23 protein-coding genes are annotated in these 22975 nt (G+C 59.7%); 12 read left to right on the top strand and 11 right to left on the bottom strand.

Annotated elements, in window-relative coordinates; genetic code table 11:
- Positions 1 to 105: 105 nt before the first annotated feature.
- The 3 genes from QD409_RS19160 to rsmA are packed head-to-tail and all read left to right on the top strand — an operon-like array spanning position 106 to position 2909.
- A complete protein-coding gene (locus tag QD409_RS19160; protein WP_092851594.1) occupies positions 106 to 1050 on the top strand; it encodes a peptidylprolyl isomerase in 945 nt (314 codons plus the stop codon).
- 6 nt (positions 1051 to 1056) lie between these two features.
- Complete coding sequence (gene pdxA / locus QD409_RS19155; protein ID WP_430763363.1) at positions 1057 to 2082, top strand: 4-hydroxythreonine-4-phosphate dehydrogenase PdxA; 1026 nt, start codon at positions 1057 to 1059, stop codon at positions 2080 to 2082.
- A complete protein-coding gene (rsmA, locus tag QD409_RS19150) occupies positions 2082 to 2909 on the top strand; it encodes a 16S rRNA (adenine(1518)-N(6)/adenine(1519)-N(6))-dimethyltransferase RsmA (RefSeq protein WP_430763362.1) in 828 nt (275 codons plus the stop codon). The genes pdxA and rsmA overlap by 1 nt, the downstream gene beginning before the upstream one ends.
- A 24-nt stretch (positions 2910 to 2933) precedes the next feature.
- Here the strand turns inward: rsmA and gmk are convergent, their stop codons facing one another.
- From gmk to fabD, 7 genes are all read right to left on the bottom strand, one after another.
- Positions 2934 to 3596, bottom strand: a complete 663-nt coding sequence (gmk, locus tag QD409_RS19145; RefSeq protein ID WP_092851588.1) for a guanylate kinase — start codon at positions 3594 to 3596, stop codon at positions 2934 to 2936.
- A gap of 3 nt (positions 3597 to 3599) precedes the next feature.
- The gene (locus QD409_RS19140) at positions 3600 to 4487 is read right to left on the bottom strand and encodes a YicC/YloC family endoribonuclease (RefSeq protein WP_430763361.1); all 888 of its coding nucleotides are present in this window, start codon (positions 4485 to 4487) and stop codon (positions 3600 to 3602) included.
- Between the two features lie 109 nt (positions 4488 to 4596).
- Entirely contained in the window at positions 4597 to 5811 is a 1215-nt protein-coding gene (gene mltG / locus QD409_RS19135; RefSeq protein WP_430763360.1) for an endolytic transglycosylase MltG, read from the bottom strand.
- Between the two features lie 217 nt (positions 5812 to 6028).
- On the bottom strand, positions 6029 to 7291 hold the full coding sequence (gene fabF / locus QD409_RS19130) for a beta-ketoacyl-ACP synthase II (protein ID WP_430763359.1): 1263 nt from the start codon (positions 7289 to 7291) through the stop codon (positions 6029 to 6031).
- 114 nt (positions 7292 to 7405) lie between these two features.
- Positions 7406 to 7642: an acyl carrier protein gene (locus tag QD409_RS19125; RefSeq protein WP_004122114.1), complete on the bottom strand. Its 237-nt coding sequence runs from the start codon at positions 7640 to 7642 to the stop codon at positions 7406 to 7408.
- 285 nt (positions 7643 to 7927) lie between these two features.
- The gene (fabG, locus tag QD409_RS19120; RefSeq protein ID WP_430763358.1) at positions 7928 to 8665 is read right to left on the bottom strand and encodes a 3-oxoacyl-[acyl-carrier-protein] reductase; all 738 of its coding nucleotides are present in this window, start codon (positions 8663 to 8665) and stop codon (positions 7928 to 7930) included.
- Positions 8666 to 8688: 23 nt separating this feature from the next.
- A complete protein-coding gene (gene fabD / locus QD409_RS19115) occupies positions 8689 to 9633 on the bottom strand; it encodes an ACP S-malonyltransferase (protein ID WP_430763357.1) in 945 nt (314 codons plus the stop codon).
- Between the two features lie 196 nt (positions 9634 to 9829).
- Between fabD and QD409_RS19110 the strand changes: the two genes are divergently transcribed.
- Positions 9830 to 10873: an aldo/keto reductase gene (locus QD409_RS19110; protein ID WP_430763356.1), complete on the top strand. Its 1044-nt coding sequence runs from the start codon at positions 9830 to 9832 to the stop codon at positions 10871 to 10873.
- 194 nt (positions 10874 to 11067) lie between these two features.
- Positions 11068 to 11556: an AAA family ATPase gene (locus QD409_RS19105; protein ID WP_092851565.1), complete on the top strand. Its 489-nt coding sequence runs from the start codon at positions 11068 to 11070 to the stop codon at positions 11554 to 11556.
- 53 nt (positions 11557 to 11609) lie between these two features.
- Here the strand turns inward: QD409_RS19105 and QD409_RS19100 are convergent, their stop codons facing one another.
- Positions 11610 to 12356 (bottom strand): histidine phosphatase family protein, encoded by a 747-nt coding sequence (locus tag QD409_RS19100; RefSeq protein ID WP_092851563.1) that lies wholly within the window; start codon positions 12354 to 12356, stop codon positions 11610 to 11612.
- 264 nt (positions 12357 to 12620) lie between these two features.
- Here QD409_RS19100 and QD409_RS19095 point away from each other — a divergent pair, with 264 nt between their 5' ends.
- The 5 genes from QD409_RS19095 (at position 12621) to rplI (ending at position 16534) form a co-directional block, all read left to right on the top strand.
- A complete protein-coding gene (locus QD409_RS19095; RefSeq protein WP_430763355.1) occupies positions 12621 to 13778 on the top strand; it encodes an SH3 domain-containing protein in 1158 nt (385 codons plus the stop codon).
- Positions 13779 to 14083: 305 nt separating this feature from the next.
- A complete protein-coding gene (gene rpsF / locus QD409_RS19090; RefSeq protein ID WP_092851559.1) occupies positions 14084 to 14536 on the top strand; it encodes a 30S ribosomal protein S6 in 453 nt (150 codons plus the stop codon).
- Between the two features lie 13 nt (positions 14537 to 14549).
- Positions 14550 to 14798, top strand: coding sequence for a 30S ribosomal protein S18 (gene rpsR, locus QD409_RS19085; RefSeq protein WP_004122103.1), 249 nt, complete (start codon positions 14550 to 14552; stop codon positions 14796 to 14798).
- Positions 14799 to 14955: 157 nt separating this feature from the next.
- Entirely contained in the window at positions 14956 to 15936 is a 981-nt protein-coding gene (locus QD409_RS19080; RefSeq protein ID WP_092851557.1) for a DUF2232 domain-containing protein, read from the top strand.
- A gap of 19 nt (positions 15937 to 15955) precedes the next feature.
- Positions 15956 to 16534, top strand: coding sequence for a 50S ribosomal protein L9 (gene rplI / locus QD409_RS19075; RefSeq protein ID WP_092851555.1), 579 nt, complete (start codon positions 15956 to 15958; stop codon positions 16532 to 16534).
- Positions 16535 to 16628: 94 nt separating this feature from the next.
- On the opposite strand, the gene QD409_RS19070 is transcribed toward rplI, so the two are convergent.
- From QD409_RS19070 to QD409_RS19060, 3 genes are read right to left on the bottom strand one after another with little or no spacing between them, the layout of a single operon-like run.
- Positions 16629 to 17696, bottom strand: coding sequence for an HlyD family secretion protein (locus QD409_RS19070; RefSeq protein ID WP_092851550.1), 1068 nt, complete (start codon positions 17694 to 17696; stop codon positions 16629 to 16631).
- 17 nt (positions 17697 to 17713) lie between these two features.
- The gene (locus QD409_RS19065) at positions 17714 to 19360 is read right to left on the bottom strand and encodes an MFS transporter (protein WP_092851546.1); all 1647 of its coding nucleotides are present in this window, start codon (positions 19358 to 19360) and stop codon (positions 17714 to 17716) included.
- 8 nt (positions 19361 to 19368) lie between these two features.
- The gene (locus QD409_RS19060) at positions 19369 to 19812 is read right to left on the bottom strand and encodes a MarR family winged helix-turn-helix transcriptional regulator (RefSeq protein ID WP_092851544.1); all 444 of its coding nucleotides are present in this window, start codon (positions 19810 to 19812) and stop codon (positions 19369 to 19371) included.
- A gap of 348 nt (positions 19813 to 20160) precedes the next feature.
- Between QD409_RS19060 and QD409_RS19055 the strand changes: the two genes are divergently transcribed.
- Positions 20161 to 21657: a replicative DNA helicase gene (locus QD409_RS19055; RefSeq protein WP_092851542.1), complete on the top strand. Its 1497-nt coding sequence runs from the start codon at positions 20161 to 20163 to the stop codon at positions 21655 to 21657.
- 113 nt (positions 21658 to 21770) lie between these two features.
- Complete coding sequence (gene alr / locus QD409_RS19050; RefSeq protein ID WP_092851541.1) at positions 21771 to 22934, top strand: alanine racemase; 1164 nt, start codon at positions 21771 to 21773, stop codon at positions 22932 to 22934.
- Positions 22935 to 22975 lie beyond the last annotated feature (41 nt).

Below are 22975 nucleotides of genomic sequence, written 5' to 3'. Positions count from 1 at the left end.
CATCGCGCTTGATGTAGACAGATGGCGCAAAGTTGCCGTATTGCGCCTATGGCGCGTGCCGACATGGCACATGCCGACAGAAGGACCTTTGGGAAGGGGTAGTTGATGTTTTCTGGAAAGACACCGATGCGCGCTGCACTGTTCGGAGCCGCAGCCTTGGTCATGGCAAGCTTCGCCGTACCGAGCAGCGATGTCGCCTTCGCGGCAAGTGAGGTCAAAGTCCTTGTCAACAGCCAGGTCATTACATCGGGCGATATCGCCAAGCGGGTCAACTTCCTCAAGTTGCAGCGCCAGAAGGGCGACCTGAACAAGCTCGCAAAGGAACAACTTGTCGACGAGACGTTGAAGCGTGCGGAAGTCGCGCGCCTGCGCATGTCAGTATCGACATCTGACGTCGATGCTGCCTTTGGCCGCTTTGCCTCTAGCAACAAGATGTCGACGGAGCAGCTCGGGCAGATCCTCGAAAAGATGGGCGTGACCGTCGAGCACTTCAAATCCTATATCGCCATTTCCATGAGCTGGCCGCGCGTAGTGAATGCCCGCTTCGGCTCAAGCGGCCGTCTCTCGAACGACGCTCTCGTTACCCGCATGACGGAGAACAAGACGAAGCCGGTCACGACGGAATACTTCCTGAAGCAGATGGTTTTCGTTGTTCCGACAGCAAAGCGGAATGCCATCCTGAAGTCGCGCAAGGCCGAAGCTGATGCATCGCGCTCCAAGTTCCCTGGTTGCGATCAGGCGAAAGCTTTTGCAGCGACCATGCGGGATGTTTCCGTTCAGGATCTTGGCCGCGTGCTCGCGCCCGACGTTCCGGAAGTCTGGAAGCCGTTGCTCGAAAAGGCGTCCGGCAACACGACCGCGTCCGTCGTCACCGATCGCGGTGTCGAATATATCGCAATCTGCTCGCAGCGTCAGGTCAACGATGACGTCGCCGCAGCAGCCGTCTTCCGTGCCGAGGATATCGGCAAGAACAACGCTCAGGGCGTCAGCGCCAACGATAAGAAGTACATGGATGAACTGCGCACTAAAGCGCAGATTGTCTATCGCTGATCGCCGATGCCGTCGCGCCCATCCATCCCCCTGGCGCTCACGCAAGGGGATCCGGCAGGCATAGGTCCCGATATTACGCTGGCCGCCTGGCTGCGTCGCAGCGAGCTTGATCTGCCGCCTTTTCTCTTTCTCGGCGACGCAGGTGTTCTTGCGGCGCGGGCCTCACAGCTGGGCCTGAACGTGCCTCTGAAGGAGGCCGATCCGGCCACCGTCTGCGACATCTTTCGCGATGCCCTGCCGATTCTGCCGATCGACGCTGGAATGAGTGTCGTCGCCGGCGAGCCGCATGTCGCCACCGCAAAAGGGACGATCGCCGCCATCGAAATGGCAGTTTCGCTCAGCATGAGCGGCGAGACATCGGCGGTCGTCACGAACCCGATCGCCAAATCGGTCCTCTACGATGCAGGCTTCGGCTTTCCCGGTCATACGGAGTTCCTGGCGGATCTCGCAACGCGAGCGATCGGCAGGCCGGTCATGCCCGTCATGCTTCTAGCCGGCCCGAAGCTCCGCGCCGTCCCGGTCACCATCCATATTCCGCTGAAAGATGTGCCGCAGGCCTTGACCACCGATCTCATCATCGAGACGTGCCGGATCACCGACCACGACCTACGAACCCGTTTCGGCATTTCCAAGCCACGCCTGGCGGTTGCGGGCCTCAATCCGCATGCCGGTGAGAACGGTGCGCTCGGCAAGGAAGACGACGAGATCGTTAGGCCGGCAATCGACGCGCTTCGCTCGGAGGGTATCGATGCCTTCGGCCCCCTGCCCGCCGACACCATGTTCCATGACGAGGCTCGCCGCCGATACGATGTCGCCATCTGCATGTATCATGATCAGGCGCTGATCCCGGCCAAGGCGCTCGGCTTCGACGACTCCGTCAACGTCACGCTCGGACTGCCATTCGTCCGCACCTCGCCGGACCATGGCACCGCGTTCGGCATCGCCGGCAAGGGTGTCGCCAAGGAAGGCAGCCTGGTCGCCGCCCTCAAGCTGGCAAGCGAGATCAGCAGCAAGACCGGAAACAATCCCTAATGGCCGCTCTCGATGGCTTGCCTCCCCTCCGCGATGTGATCCAGCGCCACGGCCTCGACGCACGCAAGGCGCTTGGCCAGAACTTCCTCCTCGATCTCAACCTGACCCAGAAGGTTGCAAGGACCGCGGGTTCGCTTGAAGGCGCCACCGTTTTCGAAGTCGGGCCTGGGCCTGGCGGCCTGACGCGAGCCATCTTGGCGCTTGGCGCGGCCAAGGTCATCGCGGTGGAGCGTGACGCTCGTTGCCTGCCGGCTCTGGCAGAGGTTGCCGATCACTATCCCGGCCGGCTCGAGGTGATCGAGGGCGATGCGCTGAAGACGGATTTTGCCGCCCTTGCGCCTGACGGACCGGTTAAGATCATCGCCAACCTGCCCTACAATGTCGGCACGCAGCTTCTGGTTAACTGGCTCCTGCCGGCGCAGTGGCCGCCCTTCTGGCAGTCACTGACCCTGATGTTCCAGAAAGAAGTGGGACAGCGGATCGTCGCGCAGGAAGATGACGATCATTATGGCCGGCTCGGCGTGCTCTGTGGCTGGCGTTCGGAGGCGCGTATGGCCTTCGACGTATCCCCGCAGGCCTTTACGCCGCCGCCAAAGGTAACGTCGACTGTCGTGCATCTGACGCCGAAGGAAAACCCTATCCCTTGCGCTGTCGACAAGCTGGAGAAGGTGACGCAGGCAGCCTTCGGCCAGCGGCGGAAAATGCTGCGCCAGAGCCTGAAGCCGCTCGGCGGCGAGGCGCTGCTTATCAAGGCCGAGATCGACCCGCAGCGCCGCGCGGAAACACTGTCCGTGGAAGAATTCTGCCGGTTGGCGAACTGCCTGTGATTGGATCGGAGCCGCCGACCGGCCTCAGAGCTTCGGCGTCTCTTCCAGCAAATCCCGAACGAAATCGAAGATGCCGTGCCGGCGATCGCGACGCAGCCGCTCCGCCTTGACGATCGACTGGACTGCGTCGAAGGCAACGTTCAGGTCATCATTGATGATGACATAGTCATATTCGCGCCAGTGAGCGATCTCGGCCCGAGAATTGGCGAGACGCATGGCGATGACTTCTTCGGAATCTTCAGCGCGGCGATGCAAGCGCGATTGCAGCTCCGTCATGGTCGGTGGCAGCACGAAGATGGAGACCACATCGGCCGGCATCTTCTCTTGCAGCTGCTGCGCACCCTGCCAGTCGATATCGAAAAGCATGTCGCGGCCTTCCGACATCGCGGTTTCCACCGGCTCGCGCGGCGTGCCGTAGAAGTTGCCATGCACCTCGGCCCATTCGAGCAGCGAGTCGGAATCGCGAAGGCGCTCGAACTCGCGCTGCGAGACGAAATGGTAATGCACTCCTTCGATCTCGCTCGGGCGGCGCTGCCGCGTCGTGACACTCACGGAAAGGCTCACCTGCTTGTCTTTATCCAGCAATGTGCGCGCGATCGTCGACTTGCCTGCGCCTGACGGAGAGGAGATGGCGAGCATCAGCCCCCGGCGGGCAATCGGAATGGATGTGGATGTCGCCGGCTTCATGGCCTACTCCAAATTCTGGACCTGTTCGCGGAACTGGTCGATAACCACCTTCAGCTCGATACCGGCGGCGGTGACCGCAGCGGCATTCGATTTGGAACAGATGGTATTCGATTCCCGGTTAAATTCCTGTGCAAGAAAATCAAGCTTGCGGCCAACAGGCCCGCCCTTGGAAATAAGATCGCGTGCTGCCGCCACATGAGCCTGCAGGCGATCGACCTCTTCGCGAAGATCGGCCTTGGTCGCAAGAAGGGCCGCTTCCGCATGCAGCCTGTCGCGGTCGAGGCCAGACGATCCTTCAAGAAGCATCGCGACCTGTGCGGCCAGCCGCATTACGATTTCCTGCGGCGAGCGCGAGGGATCGCGCTCGACTGTGCTCGTCAGCGTCTCAATCGTGGCGACCTGGCCGAGCAGGATCTGGCCGAGTGCCTGGCCTTCCCGTCCGCGCATGTCGTGAAGATCTGCGAGAGCTGCCGTCAAGCCAGCCATGATGTCGGCATCGCGTGCAGCAACCACCTCCTCGCTCTCTTCGGCTTCCTTGAATTCCACCAGGCCGCGAACCGCCATAAGGCTATCCAGCCGCAGCGGCGCGGGGTCGATAATCCCTGCGAGCTGATCCCGCAGCGCGAGCAGAGCCGACAGCGCATCCTTGTTCACGACGACCTCGACCCGGCTTTCCTCGACGGACAGCGACAGGCCGACCTGGAGATTGCCGCGGGAGAACCGGTCGGAGATCAGCTTGCGGACATCCGTCTCCAGCCGCTCAAGCCCTTGCGGCAGGCGCAGCCGGACATCCAAGCCCTTGCCGTTCACAGACCGTAGCTCCCATGCCCAGCGACCGCGCCCGCTCGTTCCCTCACGCCGGGCAAAACCGGTCATGGACTGCAATACCATGCAAGCCTCCGAAAATTCCTGTCCCCAATCGATCGAAAATCATCGGATTGGGGATCAATGTAAAGTGAAACCGCGCCATGGCTTCATCGAAGCCATGGCGCAACAAGGATCAGTTGGTCTTCTTCTTTTGCTGAGTGCCAGAGCCCGGAGCTGTCGTGGCATCGTCGGGCTGACCGTCGACGGCAATTGCACTCGGATCTTCGCCCTTCTCGGCGACCAGCTTGCGCCAGCGCTTGACGTTGGCATTGTGCTCTTCCAGCGTTGCGGCGAAGACATGACCGCCCGAGCCGTCAGCGACAAAATAAAGATCCTGCGTCTTCCAGGGGTTGGCGACGGCTTCGAGCGCATCCTTGCCCGGATTTGCGATCGGCGTCGGCGGCAGACCCTTGATGATATAGGTGTTGTAAGGCGTCTCTTTCTTCAGGTCCGACTGATAGATCGGCCGATCGGACGGCTTTCCTTCCCCGCCGAAGAGACCGTATATAATCGTCGGATCCGACTGCAGACGCATGCCTTTACCGAGACGATTGAGGAACACGGAGGCGACATGAGCACGCTCATCCGCAAGGCCGGTTTCCTTCTCCACAATGGAGGCGAGCGTCACGAAATCCTGCTTGTTCGCCAGTTGCACGTTTGGATCGCGCCTACCCCAGATCTGCTCGACCAGCTTTTGCTGCGCCCCCGCCATCTGTTCGACGATTTCGGTGCGCTTGGTGCCGCGCGTGAATTTGTAGGTATCGGGCCTCAGACTACCCTCTGCCGGCAACGCCGACGGCAAATCGCCTTCCAGCACGGTATCGGCCTGCAGCTTGTTGAAAATCTGCCGAATCGTCAGCCCTTCGGGCAGGGTCACCGAATAGAGGATGGATTTGCCCGACTTCAGCAGTTCCATGATGTCCTTCATGGAAGCGCCGGCCTTGATCTCGTATTCACCGGCTCGAAGCGTTTCATTTTCATGCAGATAGGTGGTCGTCAGCCAACGGAAGATGCGCTGATCGGTGATGATGTTGTTTGATTCGAGGCGATTGGCGATCTCGTTCAGACCTGCACCGTTGCGCACGATGAAATTCGTGTTGGTCGTCAGCGGACCGGGGCTCCGATAGATCGAGAAAGCGTAATAGGTGCCTGCAACGGCCGCGATGACGACGAAAACCACCAGCGTCATCAGGAAGTTCAGAAAGATCACCATCTGGCTGCGGGCTTTGCGCGAACGCTTCGGCGGATCCGGAACACGCTCCGGACGCAGGGCTTCGCTTGCCGATTTCGGGATGATCGGCCCCTTCTGTCCGTTCGGAGTTCCGTTGCTCTGGTTCGTATCGCTCACCGGCAATCCCTTCCTTTTTCTATTGCCTGCTCTTTGGCCAAGCAATGCGGCAAAAAACAGGTTCAGAAGATAAGGCGGAACCCGCTCAGGGCACCGACTTAGACCGATCAGACATTACCGCGACGCATCGCGGAGATGCACACGAGCACGGTAACATTCGGGAACGGCGCGCCGGCTTGCCGAAGAACACTCCCGCTTTAGCAGTTACGCGCTGTTATTATGCCTCATAACGGCGCAGGACAAGCGACGCGTTCGTGCCGCCGAAGCCGAAGGAGTTCGACAGCGCGACATTGATCTCGCGCTCGCGGGCCTTGTGCGGAACAAGATCGATGGCGGTCTCGCGCTCGGGGTTATCGAGGTTTAGCGTCGGCGGAGCGATGTTGTCACGGATGGCGAGCGTGGAGAAGATCGCCTCGATCGCACCGGCAGCGCCGAGCAGATGGCCGGTCGCCGACTTGGTCGATGACATCGAGATCCTCGACACGGCATTGCCGACCAGACGCTCGACAGCGCCAAGCTCGATCGTATCCGCCATGGTCGAGGTGCCGTGGGCATTGATGTAGTCGATATCAGCCGCGGTTAGGCCGGCGCGCTTCAGCGCAGAGGTCATGCAGCGGAATGCGCCCTCGCCGTCCTCGGAGGGAGCGGTGATATGGTGGGCGTCGCCCGAGAGGCCGTAGCCGACCACTTCAGCGTAGATCTTGGCGCCGCGCGCCTTGGCGTGTTCCAACTCTTCCAGAACGACGATGCCGGCGCCTTCGCCCATGACAAAGCCGTCACGGTCGCGATCATAGGGGCGCGAAGCCTTTTGCGGAGCGTCGTTGAAGTCCGTCGACAGCGCCTTGCAGGCGGCGAAGCCCGCAAGCGAGATACGGCAGACCGGAGCTTCCGCGCCGCCGGCGACCATCACGTCGGCATCGCCGAGCATGATCAGGCGGGCAGCATCGCCGATGGCGTGTGCACCGGTCGAGCATGCGGTAACGACCGCATGGTTCGGGCCGCGCAGCTTGTGGCGGATGGAGACCTGGCCGGAAACCAGATTGATGAGACGTCCCGGGATGAAGAAGGGCGAGATGCGGCGCGGACCCTTGTCGCGCAGCGTGTAGCCGGCTTCGACAATGCCTTCGAGGCCGCCAATGCCCGAGCCGATCATGACGCCCGTGGCGATCTGATCCTCATCAGTCTTAGGGTGCCAACCGGCATCCGCCAGCGCCATATCGGCGGCTGCCATGCCGTAGATGATGAAGGGGTCGACCTTGCGCTGCTCCTTCGGCTCCATCCAATCGTCAGCATTGAAGGTGCCGTCGGTGCCGTCGCCGACCGGAATGCGGCAGGCAATCTTTGCGGGGAGATCTTCGACCTCGAATTCGGTCACGAGGCGTGCGCCGTTGTGCCCAGCGAGCAAACGCGTCCAGGACACCTCCGTGCCACAGCCCAAAGGTGATACCATGCCGGTACCCGTGATAACGACACGTCTCATCGCCCGCAGACCCCCGTCTTTTTATGATGATATGCGTATGAACATTGTTCGCCTGGCTTCGCCGGACGAAATAGGGCGGACTCTTCAGCCCGCCCCTTCAAAAAGCGCAAGAGATTAGGCCTGAGCCTTCTCAATGAACTTTACCGCGTCGCCAACGGTCAGGATCGAGTCAGCAGCATCGTCAGGGATTTCAACGCCGAATTCTTCTTCGAAAGCCATGACCAGTTCGACCGTATCGAGCGAGTCCGCACCCAGATCGTCGATGAAGCTTGCGCTTTCAACAACCTTGTCGGCGTCAACGCCAAGATGATCAACAACAATTTTCTTTACGCGTTCTGCGATATCGCTCATGTCGGTTTCCTCGACCTTATATCCTGATCAGAATGCCCTGTGACATCCCTACCTATTCAAACCTGCAGCGTCTGTCCTGACACCGCTGGCAAACCCGTTCAACCCGGCATTGAGATCCGGTCCAGCGCCTTGAATGCGGCCCAGTCCGTCTGCATTTTCCGGACGACTGTTCACAGTCATGGCCCGCTTAACACGGTTTAAGTCCGTCGCAAAGCCAGAAAATAGCCGGCTCCGAGTTGCTCAACATGCTATTGGAGGGAATAGTTCCCTCCAATAGCAATTCCGTTAGATCATCGCCATGCCGCCGTTGACATGGATCGTCTGGCCGGTGACGTAGCTTGCCTCAGAAGAGGCGAGATATGCGACCGCCGAAGCGACTTCCAGGCCGGTGCCCATGCGCTTCATGGGAATGGCCCCCATGATGACTTCTTTCTGCTTGTCATTCAGCTTGCCCGTCATCGCGCTTTCGATGAAGCCTGGGGCAACGCAGTTGACGGTCACGTTGCGGGTGGCGATTTCCTGCGCCAGCGACTTGGTAAAGCCGATCATGCCGGCCTTGGAGGCGCAGTAGTTCGCCTGGCCGGGGTTGCCCGTGACACCGACGACCGAGGTGATGTTGATGATGCGGCCATAGCGGCGGCGCATCATCGGATGGGTCAGCTCACGCGTCAGGCGAAAGACGGCCGTGAGGTTGACTTCCAGCACAGCATCCCAGTCGTCGTCGCTCATGCGCACGAAGAGGCCGTCCTTGGTGATGCCGGCATTGTTGACGAGGATATCGACGCCGCCGAGTTCTTCTTCGGCCTTGGCGCCGAGCGCCTTTACCTCGTCGCGATCCGACAGATTGGCCGGGAAGATCTTGACGCGATCGCCGAGTTCGGACGCCAGCGTCTCCAGCTTTTCGACGCGCGTGCCGTGCAGGCCGACGATCGCGCCCTGCTTGTGCAGGAGCCGGGCGATTTCTTCGCCGATGCCGCCGGATGCGCCGGTTACCAGGGCCTTACGGCCGGTCAAATCAAGCATGTGTGTCCCTCGCTTCTAATTTTTCAGCCGAGCAGTGCGGCAAGCGCCGCGTCGATATCAGCCGCATTGTTGACGGCAATGCCGTTGACCGATTTGTCGATGCGGCGAGCCAGGCCCGTCAGCACCTTGCCGGCGCCGATCTCATACAATGTCGCCACATTGTTGGCGGCGAACCATTCCACCGTCTCGCGCCAGCGCACCTGGCCGGTGACCTGTTCGACCAGCAGCTTTGCGATTTCGTCGGCATCTGTCACCGGAGTGGCCCTGACGTTGGCTATGACAGGCACGACCGGATTGGCCTTGGCGACACCCGCAAGCGCTTCGCGCATGGCTTCAGCGGCAGGCGCCATCAGCGTCGAATGGAAAGGAGCGGAGACCGGCAGCAGGATGGCGCGCTTGGCACCCTTGGCGGTCGCAAGCTCAGCAGCCTTCTCGACCGGAGCTTTCTCGCCGGAAATGACGATCTGGCCGCCGCCATTGTCATTGGCGATCTGGCAGGCGCCGAGAGCGGACGCTTCCGCACAGACTGCGATGACATCGGCATGTTCAAGCCCGATGATCGCCGCCATGGCGCCGACGCCGACGGGAACTGCTGCCTGCATGGCGTTGCCGCGGATGCGCAGCAGCCGTGCCGTGTCGCCAAGCGAGAAGGTACCAGCAGCACACAGTGCGGAATATTCGCCGAGCGAATGGCCGGCGACATAGGCGACCTTGCGCTTCAGGTCCAGGCCACGAGCCTGCAGCACACGGATGACGGCGAGCGACACGGCCATCAACGCCGGCTGCGCATTGGCCGTCAATGTCAGCTTGTCTTCCGGGCCGTTGAAGATGACGTCGGAAAGCTTTTCACCGAGCGCTTCATCGACTTCCTCGAAGACGGCACGCGCCTCGGCGAAATTGTCGGCAAGGTCCTTGCCCATGCCGACGGCCTGGCTGCCCTGGCCGGGAAATGTGAAAGCAACAGTCATTATAAAGCGTCCTTATTAGGGGTCGTTTTGCTTCCCAATGACATTGTTTGCGCCGGAGTCAATAGCGCAAGCCCCGCAGCCACAGGCTTTTGCGCCTGCGAGACGCAATGATTTTTTTCTTGCGCTTGCTCAGATCGGGCCTAAATTTGCACGACCTCATTCATTTTTACTTTCTCCCATCCCCCAAGGTTTTCCTATGAAATATAAGAATTTAGGCCGCACCGATATTTCCGTTTCGCAGATTTGCCTGGGCACGATGACCTGGGGCACGCAGAACAGCGAAGCCGAAGCGCATGAGCAGATGGATTATTCGGTCCATAAGGGTATCAATTTCTTCGACACCGCCGAAATGTACCCGACAACACCTGTGGGACCGGAGACGCAAGGGCGCACGGAAGAATATATAGGCACGTGGTTTGCGAAGACCGGCAAGCGCAAGGATATCGTGCTTGCCACGAAGGTCGCCGGCCCCGGCCGCGAGTATCTTCGCGGCGGCCAGGGTCCGGATGCCGCCAATATCAATGCAGCTGTCGACGCCAGCCTGAAGCGGCTGAAGACCGACTATATCGATCTCTATCAGATCCACTGGCCGAACCGCGGCCATTTTCATTTCCGCCAGAACTGGCATTACAACCCCTTCACGCAGGACCGCGAGAAAGCCGTCGCCGATATCACCGAGATCCTGGAGACGATGGGCGAGCTGATGAAGGCCGGCAAGATCCGCGCCGTCGGCCTGTCGAACGAGACGACCTGGGGCATCCAGAAATATCTGACGATTTCCGAGCAGAAGGGCCTGCCGCGCGTCGCGACTACGCAGAACGAATACAATCTGCTCTACAGGCATTTCGACCTCGATCTGGCTGAACTGTCGCATCACGAAGATGTCGGGCTGCTCGCCTATTCGCCGCTTGCCGGCGGCATCCTCAGCGGCAAATATGTCGGCGGAGCGCGTCCGGCCGGCTCACGCGGCTCGATCAACACCGATATCGGCGGCCGCCTGCAGCCGCTGCAGGAACCGCCGGTAAAGGTCTATCTGGAAATCGCAGCCAAATACGGCATCGACCCATCGAAGCTTGCGCTCGCCTATTGCCTCACCAAGCCCTTCATGACCTCGGTCATCATCGGTGCAACGACGATGGCGCAGCTCGAAACCGATATCGCGGCCGCCTATGTTACGCTGCCGGCGGAGGCGTTGGCCGAGATCGAGCAGGTGCACCGGAAGTATCCGATGCCGATGTAAGGCCGGAAAGCGCCGGGCTCAGCAACGGATGCCGCCAATCGTGACTATAACGTTGCGCCCCTAGCAGCGATCTTCATGATGAAGATCGCTGCTATCACTTCTGTAAATTGTCGCAATCGAGCGAGCTGGTATAGTGCTTGACTGTGGACACACCGCCCGCTTCGGCGATGGTTTTTCTAACCAAGAGCAATAGGATGGGCGTCAGAAACTATTTGATCGAAGGTGTTTCCGGCACCGGCAAGACATCCGTCTGCCGCGAGCTGCGGCAGCGCGGTTGCCATGCCATCAATGGTGATACTGAGTTGGCTTATCAGGGCGATCCAAAGACGGGAGAACCCTTGGATGGGCTTGCCCATGAGCATCATATTTGGGACGTGGATAGGGTCAGAGCGCTGGTGGCCGACCAGAGCCACCCTGCATCATTCTTCTGCGGCGGCTCCAGGAATTTCTCCAGCTTCATTGATCTGTTCGATCAGGTCTTTGTTCTCGAGGTCGATCTGGACACGCTGACCCGACGGCTTGACGAGCGGCCGGAAACCGAATGGGGCGGAAGAGCTGCCGAGCGGCAACTCATCGAGCGGTTGCATGCCACCAAGGAAGATGTTCCGAAGGGTGGCGTCGTCATCGACGCGACTGCGCCGATCGAACGCGTCGTGGATGAGATTCTGGAAAAGTGCATCTAGCTCACGGATACCCCAGCATATGCATGCGGAGCGGAAAGCGGTCCGCAGATGCTCTATTGGACCGCCTTGGGCGCAGTCGTCAGCTCGGTGCCATAAGCCTCCTTCAACTCCTCCTGCCCTTGCACACGGTCCACAGACTTGTGGAGCAGGATCGATCTGTAACCTTCGGAATGCCGGCCCTCGATCAAGGTCACATCAGCATTCCCCGGATTGTCCGAGCGTTCGAACCAATCGACGGGATGATGCAGAAAATTCATCTCGAAGGCTCGGTTGGTCACACCATGGCCGACGATAAGGACATTGTTTTTCCCGTTTTCGGCATCGTGCATGACGGTCTGCAGGAACAGGCGCACGCGCTGGGCGACGTCGGCGCGGCTCTCGCCGTCCGGCGGCCGCGCATAGAATTTGCCGTTATTGTTGCGCAGCCTCGCCCATTTCTCGAATTCGTCGGGGAATTTCCGCTTCTGCTCGGCATGGTCGTAAATTTCGGTGAAGAGCCCGAAATCCTGCTCGCGCAGCAGATAATCTTCTTTCACATCCTCAATCAAATCGGCCGGCAGAACCTCCAGCAAGGCATCCTTGCTCTGCCGCGTCCTCAAGAACGGCGAATACCAGACGCTCAGCCTGCGCAACTCAGCGGTCGGCAGTCCTTTGAGATGAGTGGCGATGGCCTGCCCGGCCTCCAGCACCTGGCGATACCCCCACTCGGTCAGCGGAACATTGTGATCGCCGAATTGCCGATAGGCCTGGTCATCGATATTGCCGAGGGATTCGCCGTGCCGGACGAGGAAGATACGCATGAACAGTCCGTGCTGCCGCTATTGATACCAAGACATCATGACCGCAGAGCGGGCCACACGCAATGAGGCGGCGAATACATGCGTGGGTGAGTTCTTCCAATTCGACGTGAAATGGCGGACCATATTCGTGCCAAGAGCGTTGAAAGCAGGGCCGAAATAATGTGTGCGGCAGAATACATGGGCCCTAAGTTGCAGCCGCTTCCTGCAATCTAAACACTAATGGAATTCAAAGATAAACGCCGGCCTTGTGGAAATTCAAAACCTGTGAAATTCATTCTCTTCCATTGGGGAGTGAGCGTGGTGGGGGCATTTCAAATAGGCTGCGCTTTCGTTTTGGGCGTCACCTTTTTCGCAAGCGATGCGGCTGCGCGTCTCAGCTACAGCAATCTCGTGACAGATGATGGGCGACGTTACGTCATCGTGAACGGCTCGTTTGAGGCAGACGACGATTTGAGCAAATTTCGCAAGGCGGTGAATTCGTACCGGGCGAACTCAGTTACCTTCGATAGCCCTGGCGGAAATGTCCAAAAGGCGATCGAGCTCGGAAGATTGATCAGGTCGCTGGGTTTGAGCACGGTCGCCGTACGTGTGCAAGAATGCGCATCCGCTTGCTCCTTGGCATTCCTTGGCGGCGTCGTTCGTTTGGCGGACGCCGGATCAATCGGTGTCCATAAGACCTCGTTTAGCGACACGAAGGGCATGCGCGTTGAAGAGGCCGTCGCAGCGGTCCAGACGATAACAGCCGACGTCATATCCTACATGACTGATATGGGCGCCGATCCCGGACTGTTAAAACTCTCCCTGCAATATGACTCCGATGATATGCGCTACCTGTCGGCAAGCGAGATGAAGCTGTATCGCGTGACGACGCCTGATGCGGATGAGCCGATAACGGAGTCGCAAACACCCGAAAGCAAATCCCCCGATCTTCAAATTCCCGTGGCGCAAAGCGGAATTGTCCAACATCTGAAGGGCACTGCGCCACTGAAGGCCAATGCCAGCGCAAATTCAAAAACAATTGCCGATTTTGCAAATGGAAGCGGACTGGACATCAAAGCCAGTGACGGCGAATGGTATCAGGTGTCGATCGCCGGGCAGAGAGGATATATGCACCAAGCCTGGGTGTGGGTTCGAGAGTTCGAAGAAAGGCAGTTCGGCAAGAGCTACATTCAGATCAAGAGCGTCGATGATTTGGAGACGGCACGGTCTTTCGTTTTAGATTCGAAAATTCCCTTGGCGGTGCATCTTACGGCGAATGGTAGGTTTGCCGTTACAGTCAACGCGACAGGAAGCCGCGACATCCAAAGCTCCCTGCTCCAGATATTGAGTAAGAACAATACGATCCCGAAAAGCGCTTTCGTCACCTACGGCAATACCTATGTCCGGGAAGTCTGCTGCGGCGACTTGTTGTCGAGTAAGTGAGCGACGTTCGCCATCGGGCCTCAATGGCGGCGTTCTTCGAATTTCGTCGCTCCCCTTGCCTTTTCCGCAAAAATCCGTATAAGCCGCCCTGTTCGCAACCCGGTCTTCTGGCTGGTGGCTGAACGGAGGGCCGGTTTTCCGTGAGGGGAATCGTTCGGAACGGAAGCGTTCCAGCCTCCCGTGTCTCCGCTCTCGACCGTCTCGGAAACGCTTTTCTTGCTTGGGTTTACCCCTCTCAGGAGCAGTCGTTGAGGCTTAGCCGCCGAATATCGGGTCAGATCAACGCAAGAAAGGCAAAGCTATCCATGGCTCTTTATGAACATGTATTCCTTGCTCGACAGGATATTTCCGCTCAGCAGGTCGATGCCCTCGTAGAACAGTACAAGGGTGTTATCGAAGCTAACGGCGGTAAAGTCGGGCGTATCGAAAACTGGGGCCTCAAGTCCCTCACCTACCGCATCAAGAAGAACCGCAAGGCTCATTATGCCCTGATGGACATTGATGCTCCGGCCGCTGCGATCCAGGAAATGGAACGTCAGATGCGCATCAGCGAAGACGTCCTGCGTTACATGACTATCGCTGTTGAAAAGCACGAAGAAGGCCCGTCTGCCATGATGCAGAAGCGCGACCGTGACGACCGTCCGCGCCGCGATGGCGACCGTCCGGAGCGTAGCTTCGGCGACCGTGACCGTGGTCCGCGTCCGGATCGTGGTGACCGCGAAGACCGTCCGCGCCGTCCGCGCGAAGACCGCGTATAAGGAGATTTGAGAGATGTCTGAAGTTTCTTCCGCACCGGTCCGCCGTCCGTTCCATCGCCGCCGCAAGACCTGCCCGTTCTCGGGCGCGAATGCGCCGCGCATCGACTACAAGGACGTCCGTCTCCTGCAGCGCTACATTTCCGAGCGCGGCAAGATTGTTCCGTCCCGCATCACGGCCGTTTCCCAGAAGAAGCAGCGCGAACTCGCCCAGGCGATCAAGCGCGCCCGCTTCCTCGGCCTGCTGCCTTACGTCGTCGCTTAATCGACGCCGAATGAATAGAGGGAAGGCAGCAATGCCTTCCCTTCTCCCTTTCGCGATGGGCGCGGATCGGAACCTTGAAACCCCATGTTGGGGACGGCTTTCAGAACCGAGTTTCGGAAGCATCCTCTAACTGCTCGATACGAAGCAGGACAGCGACGTGAAGAAGTTGAACGCAAAAGAGCTTGGCATCGGCGCGCTCGCCGGTCTGACCGCCGCCCTACTCGTGTATGGCGCGACGCTTCAGCCATTGCTATTCATCCTTTTTGGCGCACTTTCTGCTCTTCCTATCCTGATCGTCGGCCTCGGCTGGGGCAACGTAGCCGTCATCGTTGCCGTTGTGGCCGCAGGTATCGTCGGTACGATCTCGCAATCGGCCTATTTCGGCCTGTTCGTCATTCTGCTGGCGCTGATCCCGGCATGGCTCAGCCATCTCGCCAATCTGGCGCGTCCTGCCTCCGAACTCGGCGGACCGGATCACCTGATGGCATGGTATCCGCTCTCTGACATCATGCTGCATCTTTGCGGCCTTGCAGCCGTCGTCATCGTCATCGTCGGCGCGATCATGGGCTACAGCGCCGATCTTGTTGGCCAGGTGATCGACCTATACGTCAAGGTCATGAATCAGCAGCAGCCGGCGCTGCAGCTCGATCAGGCCGCGATTGCGAAGACCAAACTTCTTATGCTCTATGCGATCCCGATCGCCTGGGGCATGATCTGGGTCATGATGATGCTCGCCGCCTATTATGTGGCGACACGGATTGTCACGGCCTCGAAGCACAATCTGCGTCCGCGCGAGGATATCCCCTCATCGCTACGTATGAACCGCAATGCGATCTTCGTCTTTCTCGGGGCGATCGTCGTCATCTTCTTCGGCGGCATACCGGCCCTTATCGCCGCCGCCGTGCTCGGCGCCTTCGGCGCGGGCTTCATCGTTTCCGGCTTCGCGTCGCTGCATTATCGCACGCGTGGCAAGGATTGGCGCATCCCCGTGCTTGTCCTCTGCTACCTGACGTCCTTCCTGCTGACGCTGCCGCTCTTCATCATCCTTGTTCTTGGCCTTTACGATACGCGCAAGGCGATATCGCTGACCCCGAACAAGAATGCCGAAACATCCAAACCAACCGACACGAAAATCTGACATCGAAAGGAACAAGAAAATGGAAGTCATTCTTCTCGAGCGCATCTCCAAGCTCGGCCAGATGGGCGAAACCGTAAAGGTTCGCGACGGCTTTGCCCGTAACTACCTGCTGCCGCTCGGCAAGGCACTCCGCGCCAACGCCGCCAACAAGGCCCGCTTCGAATCCGAGCGCGCAACGCTCGAAGCACGTAACCTCGAGCGCAAGAGCGAAGCCCAGAAGGTTGCCGACGTTCTCGCCGGCAAGTCCTTCATCGTCGTTCGCTCGGCTGGCGAAACCGGCCAGCTCTACGGTTCGGTCGCTGCTCGTGACGTCGTTGAAATCCTCGCAGCCGAAGGCTTCAACATCGGCCGCAGCCAGGTTCACCTGAACACGCCGATCAAGGCTATTGGCCTGCACGACGTTGCCATCGCTCTTCATGCCGAAGTCGAAATCAACGTCGAGCTCAACGTTGCCCGTTCCGCTGAAGAAGCCGAGCGTCAGTCCAAGGGTGAGACCCTCACCTCTGCCGACGCCATCTACGGCATCGACGAAGACGCCCTGCGTCCGGAAGACTTCTTCGATCCGGAAGCTGAACGCGACGCCGAAGACGAAGCTTGATCTTCAAGCCTTCGCAGCATTGCGAATGAAGAAGCCTGGGTCTTTCGACCCAGGCTTTTTTGTTTGCCTGCAGGGAATAAAGCGAACTCTTACTTCAGTCGCCGGCCTTGGCCTCCGGCAGCGGAGCCGAATCCTTGTCGATCGAAACGACCACGGACATGCCGGGCGCCAGCCCATTTGCCTCGGGCTGATCATCTTCGATCTTGACCCTGACGCCGATGCGCTGGGCGACTTTGGTGAAATTACCCGTGGCGTTGTCGGGCCTGATGACGGCGAATTCGGAGCCGGCAGCCGGAGAAAAGCGCTGGATACGGCCCTTGATATCGCGATGCCCGAACGCATCCACGGAGATCGTCGCAGGCTGATCGAGCTTCATGCCGTCAAGCTGGGTCTCCTTGAAATTGGCGATAACCCAGATGTCCTTCGGCACGAGCCCCATGAGCTGTGTGCCGGGCGTCACATATTGGCCAAGACGCACGCCGACTTCGCCGACCCGGCCATCGCGCGGCGCCCTGATCGTCGTATTGTCCAGATCGATATCGGCAAGCTGCACAGCAGCCTCCGCACCGCTGACGCCGGCCTCTAGCGAAGCGCGGTTGACGATGATCGTCGTCAGGTTCTGCTGGGATACGTCGAGGCCGGCTTTGGCTTGATTGACTGATGCCTGCGCCTGCTGCAGCGTCGCCTGCGCCTGTTCGGAATCGCTTGTCGTCGAGACACCTCTGGAGACCAGCGTCGTCACACGATCGGCGGCGAGCTGGGCACGTTTGAGCGCGGCATTGGCGCTGTCGATCTGCGCCTGGCTGGAGGCGATGCCAGCCTTCGCCGCCTGCTCCTGCTGTTGTGAATTGGCGAGCGCCGCCTTCTGTCCGGCAAGCGTCGCCCGCGCCTGCGCCACCTTCTGCTTGTAGATGCGATCATCGATCTGGGCGAGCACCTCGCCCTCCTTGACGAGCTTGTAGTCCTTGATCGGCACGTCGGTAATATAGCCGCTGACCTGCGGGCTGATCGTCGTGACATAGCCTTTGACATAGGCGTCGTCAGTGGTCTCGACGGAGGTTTTGAACGGCGGCAGGTGCCAGGCATAGAGTACCAGCATGACGCCGCCGATGCCGGCGAGAACGGCGATGACTTCGATTGGGGAGCGAACGAGCCTCGGCATGGAGCTATTTCATATCCTCATGGGTTGGATGTCGCGACCTGCGTCTGCTCTTCAGCCAGACGTGATCTGATGAAGCGGAAGAAGACATGGATTAAGAGGCCGGCAAGCGACAGGAAAGCGATTGCAGCGGCGACGAAGAATGCGTCCCCATAGGCGAGCATGTTGGCCTCGTGGCTCACCTGCGAGCCGAGCAGCGCCAGCCCCTCCCCCTTCAGGAGCGCGCTATCCCCGATCACCTTGCCATAGGCGGACGAAAGCTGGCTGGCGCGTTGAGCCACGTGCGGGTCCGTCAGAAGCACGCGCTCGACCAATACAGCGGAATGGAACTTCTCGCGAATGATGATCAACGTGCCATAGAAGGCGGAGCCGATGAGCCCACCGATGCTCTGCGTGAAGGTGAAGACGACGAAGAAGGTCACCAGATAGGGCGGCCCCTTGCTCAGCGCCGCCTTGAAGCCCTCCGACATGGATGGCGGCAGGAAGAGAGCCGCGCCGGCCGCAACCAGCGCCTGGCTGAGATACATCTGCTCGGGCCGGGTGAGGTTCGTCACCTGCGCATCCATCAGCGAGCCCGCGCCCATCAGGATGAGCGCGACGAACTGGATCTGCCAGCCGAATCCATAATTCATGAATACTGTGCAAATGAGCCCGCCAATGACCGAGAAGGCCAGGATGATCCAATAGAGCATGGCTAGCTGATCGTAGAGAAGGCCGACCGCATTCTGATAGAGCGTCATGACGACGTAGGTCTGTTCGGCCGCGATCAGGCGGAAGATCAGAAGGATCGCCGTCAGATGCAGGATTTCCGGCCGCAGCAGCCAGCGGACGTCTATCAGCGGCGTTGCCCGCCTCAGATCGACGACGATTGCCGCGGTGATCGAAGCGATGCCGACCGCCAGCACGACGCCGAGCCAGGGCACCTCCAGCCACCAATAAAGTCGCCCGACCGAAAGGGCGACGGCCAGACAGCCGAACCCGATCGCCACAAGCAGGTAGCTGAAGATATCGCCGAGAACGATCACCTTGACCCGCGGCGGCGGCGTCAGCGGCAGGAGATAGATGATCGGCATGACCAGCAGCGCCAGCGCCATCTCGAGCGTATAAAGGCCGCGCCACTCGCCGTAATCCAGCAGCGATGGCGAGACGAGACGAGTGATGGGAGCGGCAAGCAGCGTATTCGTCATCGCCAGGCTGACGCCAACCGTAAGCTTCTTCGCCGGCTCGAAAGCCTCCAGCATATAGAGGAAGCCGAGCGTCGAGAGCGGTGCGCCCGCGATGCCGCTCAGGAAGCGGACGACGATCGCCGAATGCAGATCGGAGACGAAGAGATTGAGCAGCGAAGCGAGCACGAAGCCGAGAATGCTGACTTCAGCGAAGTTGCGCACGCCGTATTGCAGGCGGATCTTCACCAGCGCGATGGCGAGGCTGACATTGGGCGCCATGTAGGCGGCCGAGAGCCAGACGGACTCGGTGGTCGTTGCCGCGATGCTTCCCTGGATCTGCGTGAGATTGGCGAAGGCGAGATTGAGACCCAGCCCCTGGGTCAGAAAAAACATGACGGATGCCGCAATATAGAGCGGCACTTTCCAGCCTGGCATAGGCGGTGGTGCGGGTGGGACGGCGTTGGCTTCCGCGTTGGCGACCGGGCCCGAATCACCGCTCATGCACTACCTCATGATTTGCCCACGTTTTGGACGTTGGCCGTCATAGCGCGGATCACCTTGAGCGCCACGCCGATATCCTCGTCCGAAATTCCCTCCAAGATATCCGCACGCACACCGGTGGCAAGAGCCTCGACCTCTGCGGCTACGACTTTTCCCGATTCCGTCATGAAGATCTGCTTGGCGCGACGATCCGACTGTGCAGCGCGACGCTCGATGAAATTCTGCGCTTCCATGGCATCGAGGATGCGCACGAGCGTCGGCGTCTCGAGCTCCAGCTCGTCGGCGAGCTCCCTTTGGTTGATCCCATCCCTGCGGGAGAGCTTGCGAAAAACCCTGGCGCGCGACAGCGTCATGCCCTGTTCGCGAACAAGCGCATCAAACGCGGCCCTCAGCTTGCGATTGAATGCAAAAAGATCGTCGAAAAGTTCTTGTCTTGATGGCGCACCTGGCATTATTGCAACTTTATACTATTAGCATCCTACCCTATTTATAGGAAATACCCGGATTTTCGTAGTTTTTCAAGCATGATAGCTGCAACAGTTGATGCGTGCAGCGAAAGACCCGGCTAAAATATTCCCCACGGACGATTTGCATAAGTGATTCGTGTGTCGGTCTTTGCGTTGCAAAGTGGTCACAAGGGATTTTTTACGTGACGAAAGCTTGTCCCTGTGGACGAGTGGAACAACGTTGATAGGCCGGGCCTATCCATCCCGCTTGGCATGACCGCACATTTGCACGGTTGACCATGACACCGGATCATCGCAAACCAGTCTATACCCTAAAGCACGAAGAGATGGAAAATGAACGAAGCTGCGCGCAAGCTCGCCGCCATTGCTCCCGCCGAACAGCATTATCGCGAAGCGCCCAACAATATCGAGGCGGAGCAGGCTCTGCTCGGTGCCATCCTCGTCAATAACGATGCCTATTACCGCGTCTCCGACTTCCTGAAGCCAATCCATCTCTATGAGCCGCTGCACCGGAAGATCTTCGAGGTCGCCGGCGACATCATCCGCATGGGCAAGACGGCCAATCCGGTGACCATCAAGAGCTTCGTGCCTGCGGACGAAAAGGTCGGCGACATGACGGTCGCGCAATATCTGGCGCGTCTCGCCGTCGAAGCCGTGTCGATCATCAATGCCGAGGATTATGGCCGCGCCATCTACGACCTGGCGCTGCGCCGGGCGCTGATCACCATCGGCGAGGATATGGTCAACATCGCCTTCGATGCACCGCTCGACATGCCGCCGCAGACGCAGATCGAAGACACCGAGCGACGGCTGTTCGAACTTGCCGAAAACGGCCGCTACGACGGCGGCTTCCAGGCCTTCAACGATGCCGTGGCGCTGGCGATCGACATGGCGGCAGTCGCCAAGGAGCGAGACGGCGGTCTATCGGGTATCTCCACCGGCATCCACTCGCTGGACAGCAAAATGGGTGGCCTGCAGCGCTCCGACTTGATCGTCCTTGCGGGCCGTCCCGGCATGGGCAAGACCTCGCTCGCCACCAACATCGCCTATAATATCGCCGCCTCCTTTGAAGGCGAAGTACAGGCGGATGGTTCCACCAAGGCTAAGAACGGCGGTGTCGTCGGCTTCTACTCGCTGGAAATGTCTTCTGAACAGCTCGCCACCCGTATCATCTCCGAGCAGACGGAAGTCTCCTCGTCGAAAATCCGCCGCGGCGACATCAACGATGCGGATTTCGAGAAGCTGGTGGCATGCTCGATGATGATGCAGAAGGTGCCGCTTTATATCGACCAGACCGGCGGTATCTCGATCGCACAATTGTCCGCGCGCGCGCGCCGTCTGAAGCGGCAGCGCGGCCTCGATGTTCTGGTGGTCGACTACGTTCAGCTGATGACCGGCTCGGGGAAGTCGAACGAGAACCGCGTCCAGGAAATCACCCAGATCACCACCGGCCTGAAGGCGCTCGGCAAGGAGCTGAACGTTCCGATCATCGCGCTCTCCCAGCTCTCACGTGCTGTCGAAAGCCGCGAAGACAAGCGCCCGCAGCTTTCCGACCTTCGTGAATCCGGTTCCATCGAGCAGGACGCCGACGTCGTACTCTTCGTGTTCCGCGAGGAGTACTACGTCAAGAATGCCGAGCCACGCGATATCAACGATCCTAAATATGCCGAATGGGAAGCCCAGTTCGAGCGCGTGAAGGGTACGGCCGACGTGATCATCGCCAAGCAGCGCCATGGACCCACGGGCACCGTGAGGCTCGCGTTCCAGTCGGAATTCACCCGCTTTGCCGATCTCGCCGATTCTTCGTTCATTCAATACGAAGAGCACTGACAAAGGCGCTTGGCGGCGCATATGTGCGCCGCAGTACTTTTTCTTTTCATCGATGATCATTATCCTGGCCGGAGCGACATCACCTCCGGCCATTTCTTCGTTAAGGCGGCTCCATGACAGACAATTTCGATGACTATGACGCTTTCGCTTCCGCGGGCCTGCGACTGACGGTGGATCTCGGCGCTCTCGTCGAAAACTGGCGCGACATGGCCTACCGATCGGGAAGAGCCCGCACCGCCGCCGTCGTCAAGGCCGACGCCTACGGGCTCGGGATCGAGGACGTCGGCGAAACCCTCTACTCGGTCGGCGCCCGCGATTTCTTCGTCGCCACCGCCGATGAAGGCGCGACCTTGCGGCTCTACGCGCCGGAAGCACGGATCTTCGTGCTTTGCGGCATCTGGCCGGGGATGGAACGGACGTTCTTCGAAAACGATCTGGTTCCCGTCATCGCCTCGGAAGAGCAGCTGACCTTCTGGATGTCGGTGCTATCAGAGTATGGCGACTATCCCTGCGCATTGCAGGTCGACACCGGCTTCAATCGGCTCGGCCTGCCGATGGAGGATGCGATCGCGCTTGCCGATGACGTTTCCCGCCCGGCAAGCTTCGCGCCGGTGCTTGTCATGAGCCACCTTGCGTGCGGCGACGATCCCTCCAATCCGATGAACCGGCAGCAGCTCGAGGCCTTCCGCAAGGTGAGCGCCGCGTTCGAGGGGATCGAGGCAAGCCTTGCCAATTCAGCCGGCATCTTTCTTGGGCCGGAATATCATTTCGATCTCACGCGCCCCGGTATCGCCACCTATGGCGGCGAAGCCGTCCCCGGTATCGCCAATCCGATGCGCCCGGTGGCAACGGCCGAGGCTCGGATCATCCAGACCCGCTCCGTCAAGGCGGGTGAGACGGTGGGCTATGGCCGTGCGCTTCGGTTGACGCGCGATAGCCGGTTGGCGATCGTCTCTGCCGGTTATGCGGACGGCTACATGCGCAGCCTGTCAAGCGCCGGCGTTCCGCTGCGGCAAACCGACGTCGCTGCCGGTCACGGCTTCGTTGCCGGGCACAAGGTGCCGGTTGCTGGCCGTATCACCATGGACCTCACCATCTTCGATGTGACTGACCTGCCGGAAAACCTGGTCCGTGCCGGCGACTATATCGAACTCTTCGGCAGCAACGTTCTGGTTGACGATGCAGCTCGAGCAGCCGGCACGATCGGCTACGAGATGCTGACGAGCATGGGACTGCGGCACGAGCGGCGGTATATCTCGGAAGAAATCGAGGAATAGCCCTGTTATTGAAGCATTTCCGCCGAGGCGGAAACCGCTAC

Origin of the sequence: Rhizobium sp. BR 315, assembly GCF_050577975.1 — a bacterium.
Classification (GTDB): Bacteria; Pseudomonadota; Alphaproteobacteria; order Rhizobiales; family Rhizobiaceae; genus Rhizobium; species Rhizobium miluonense.
This window is presented reverse-complemented; position numbering and strand designations above follow the sequence as displayed.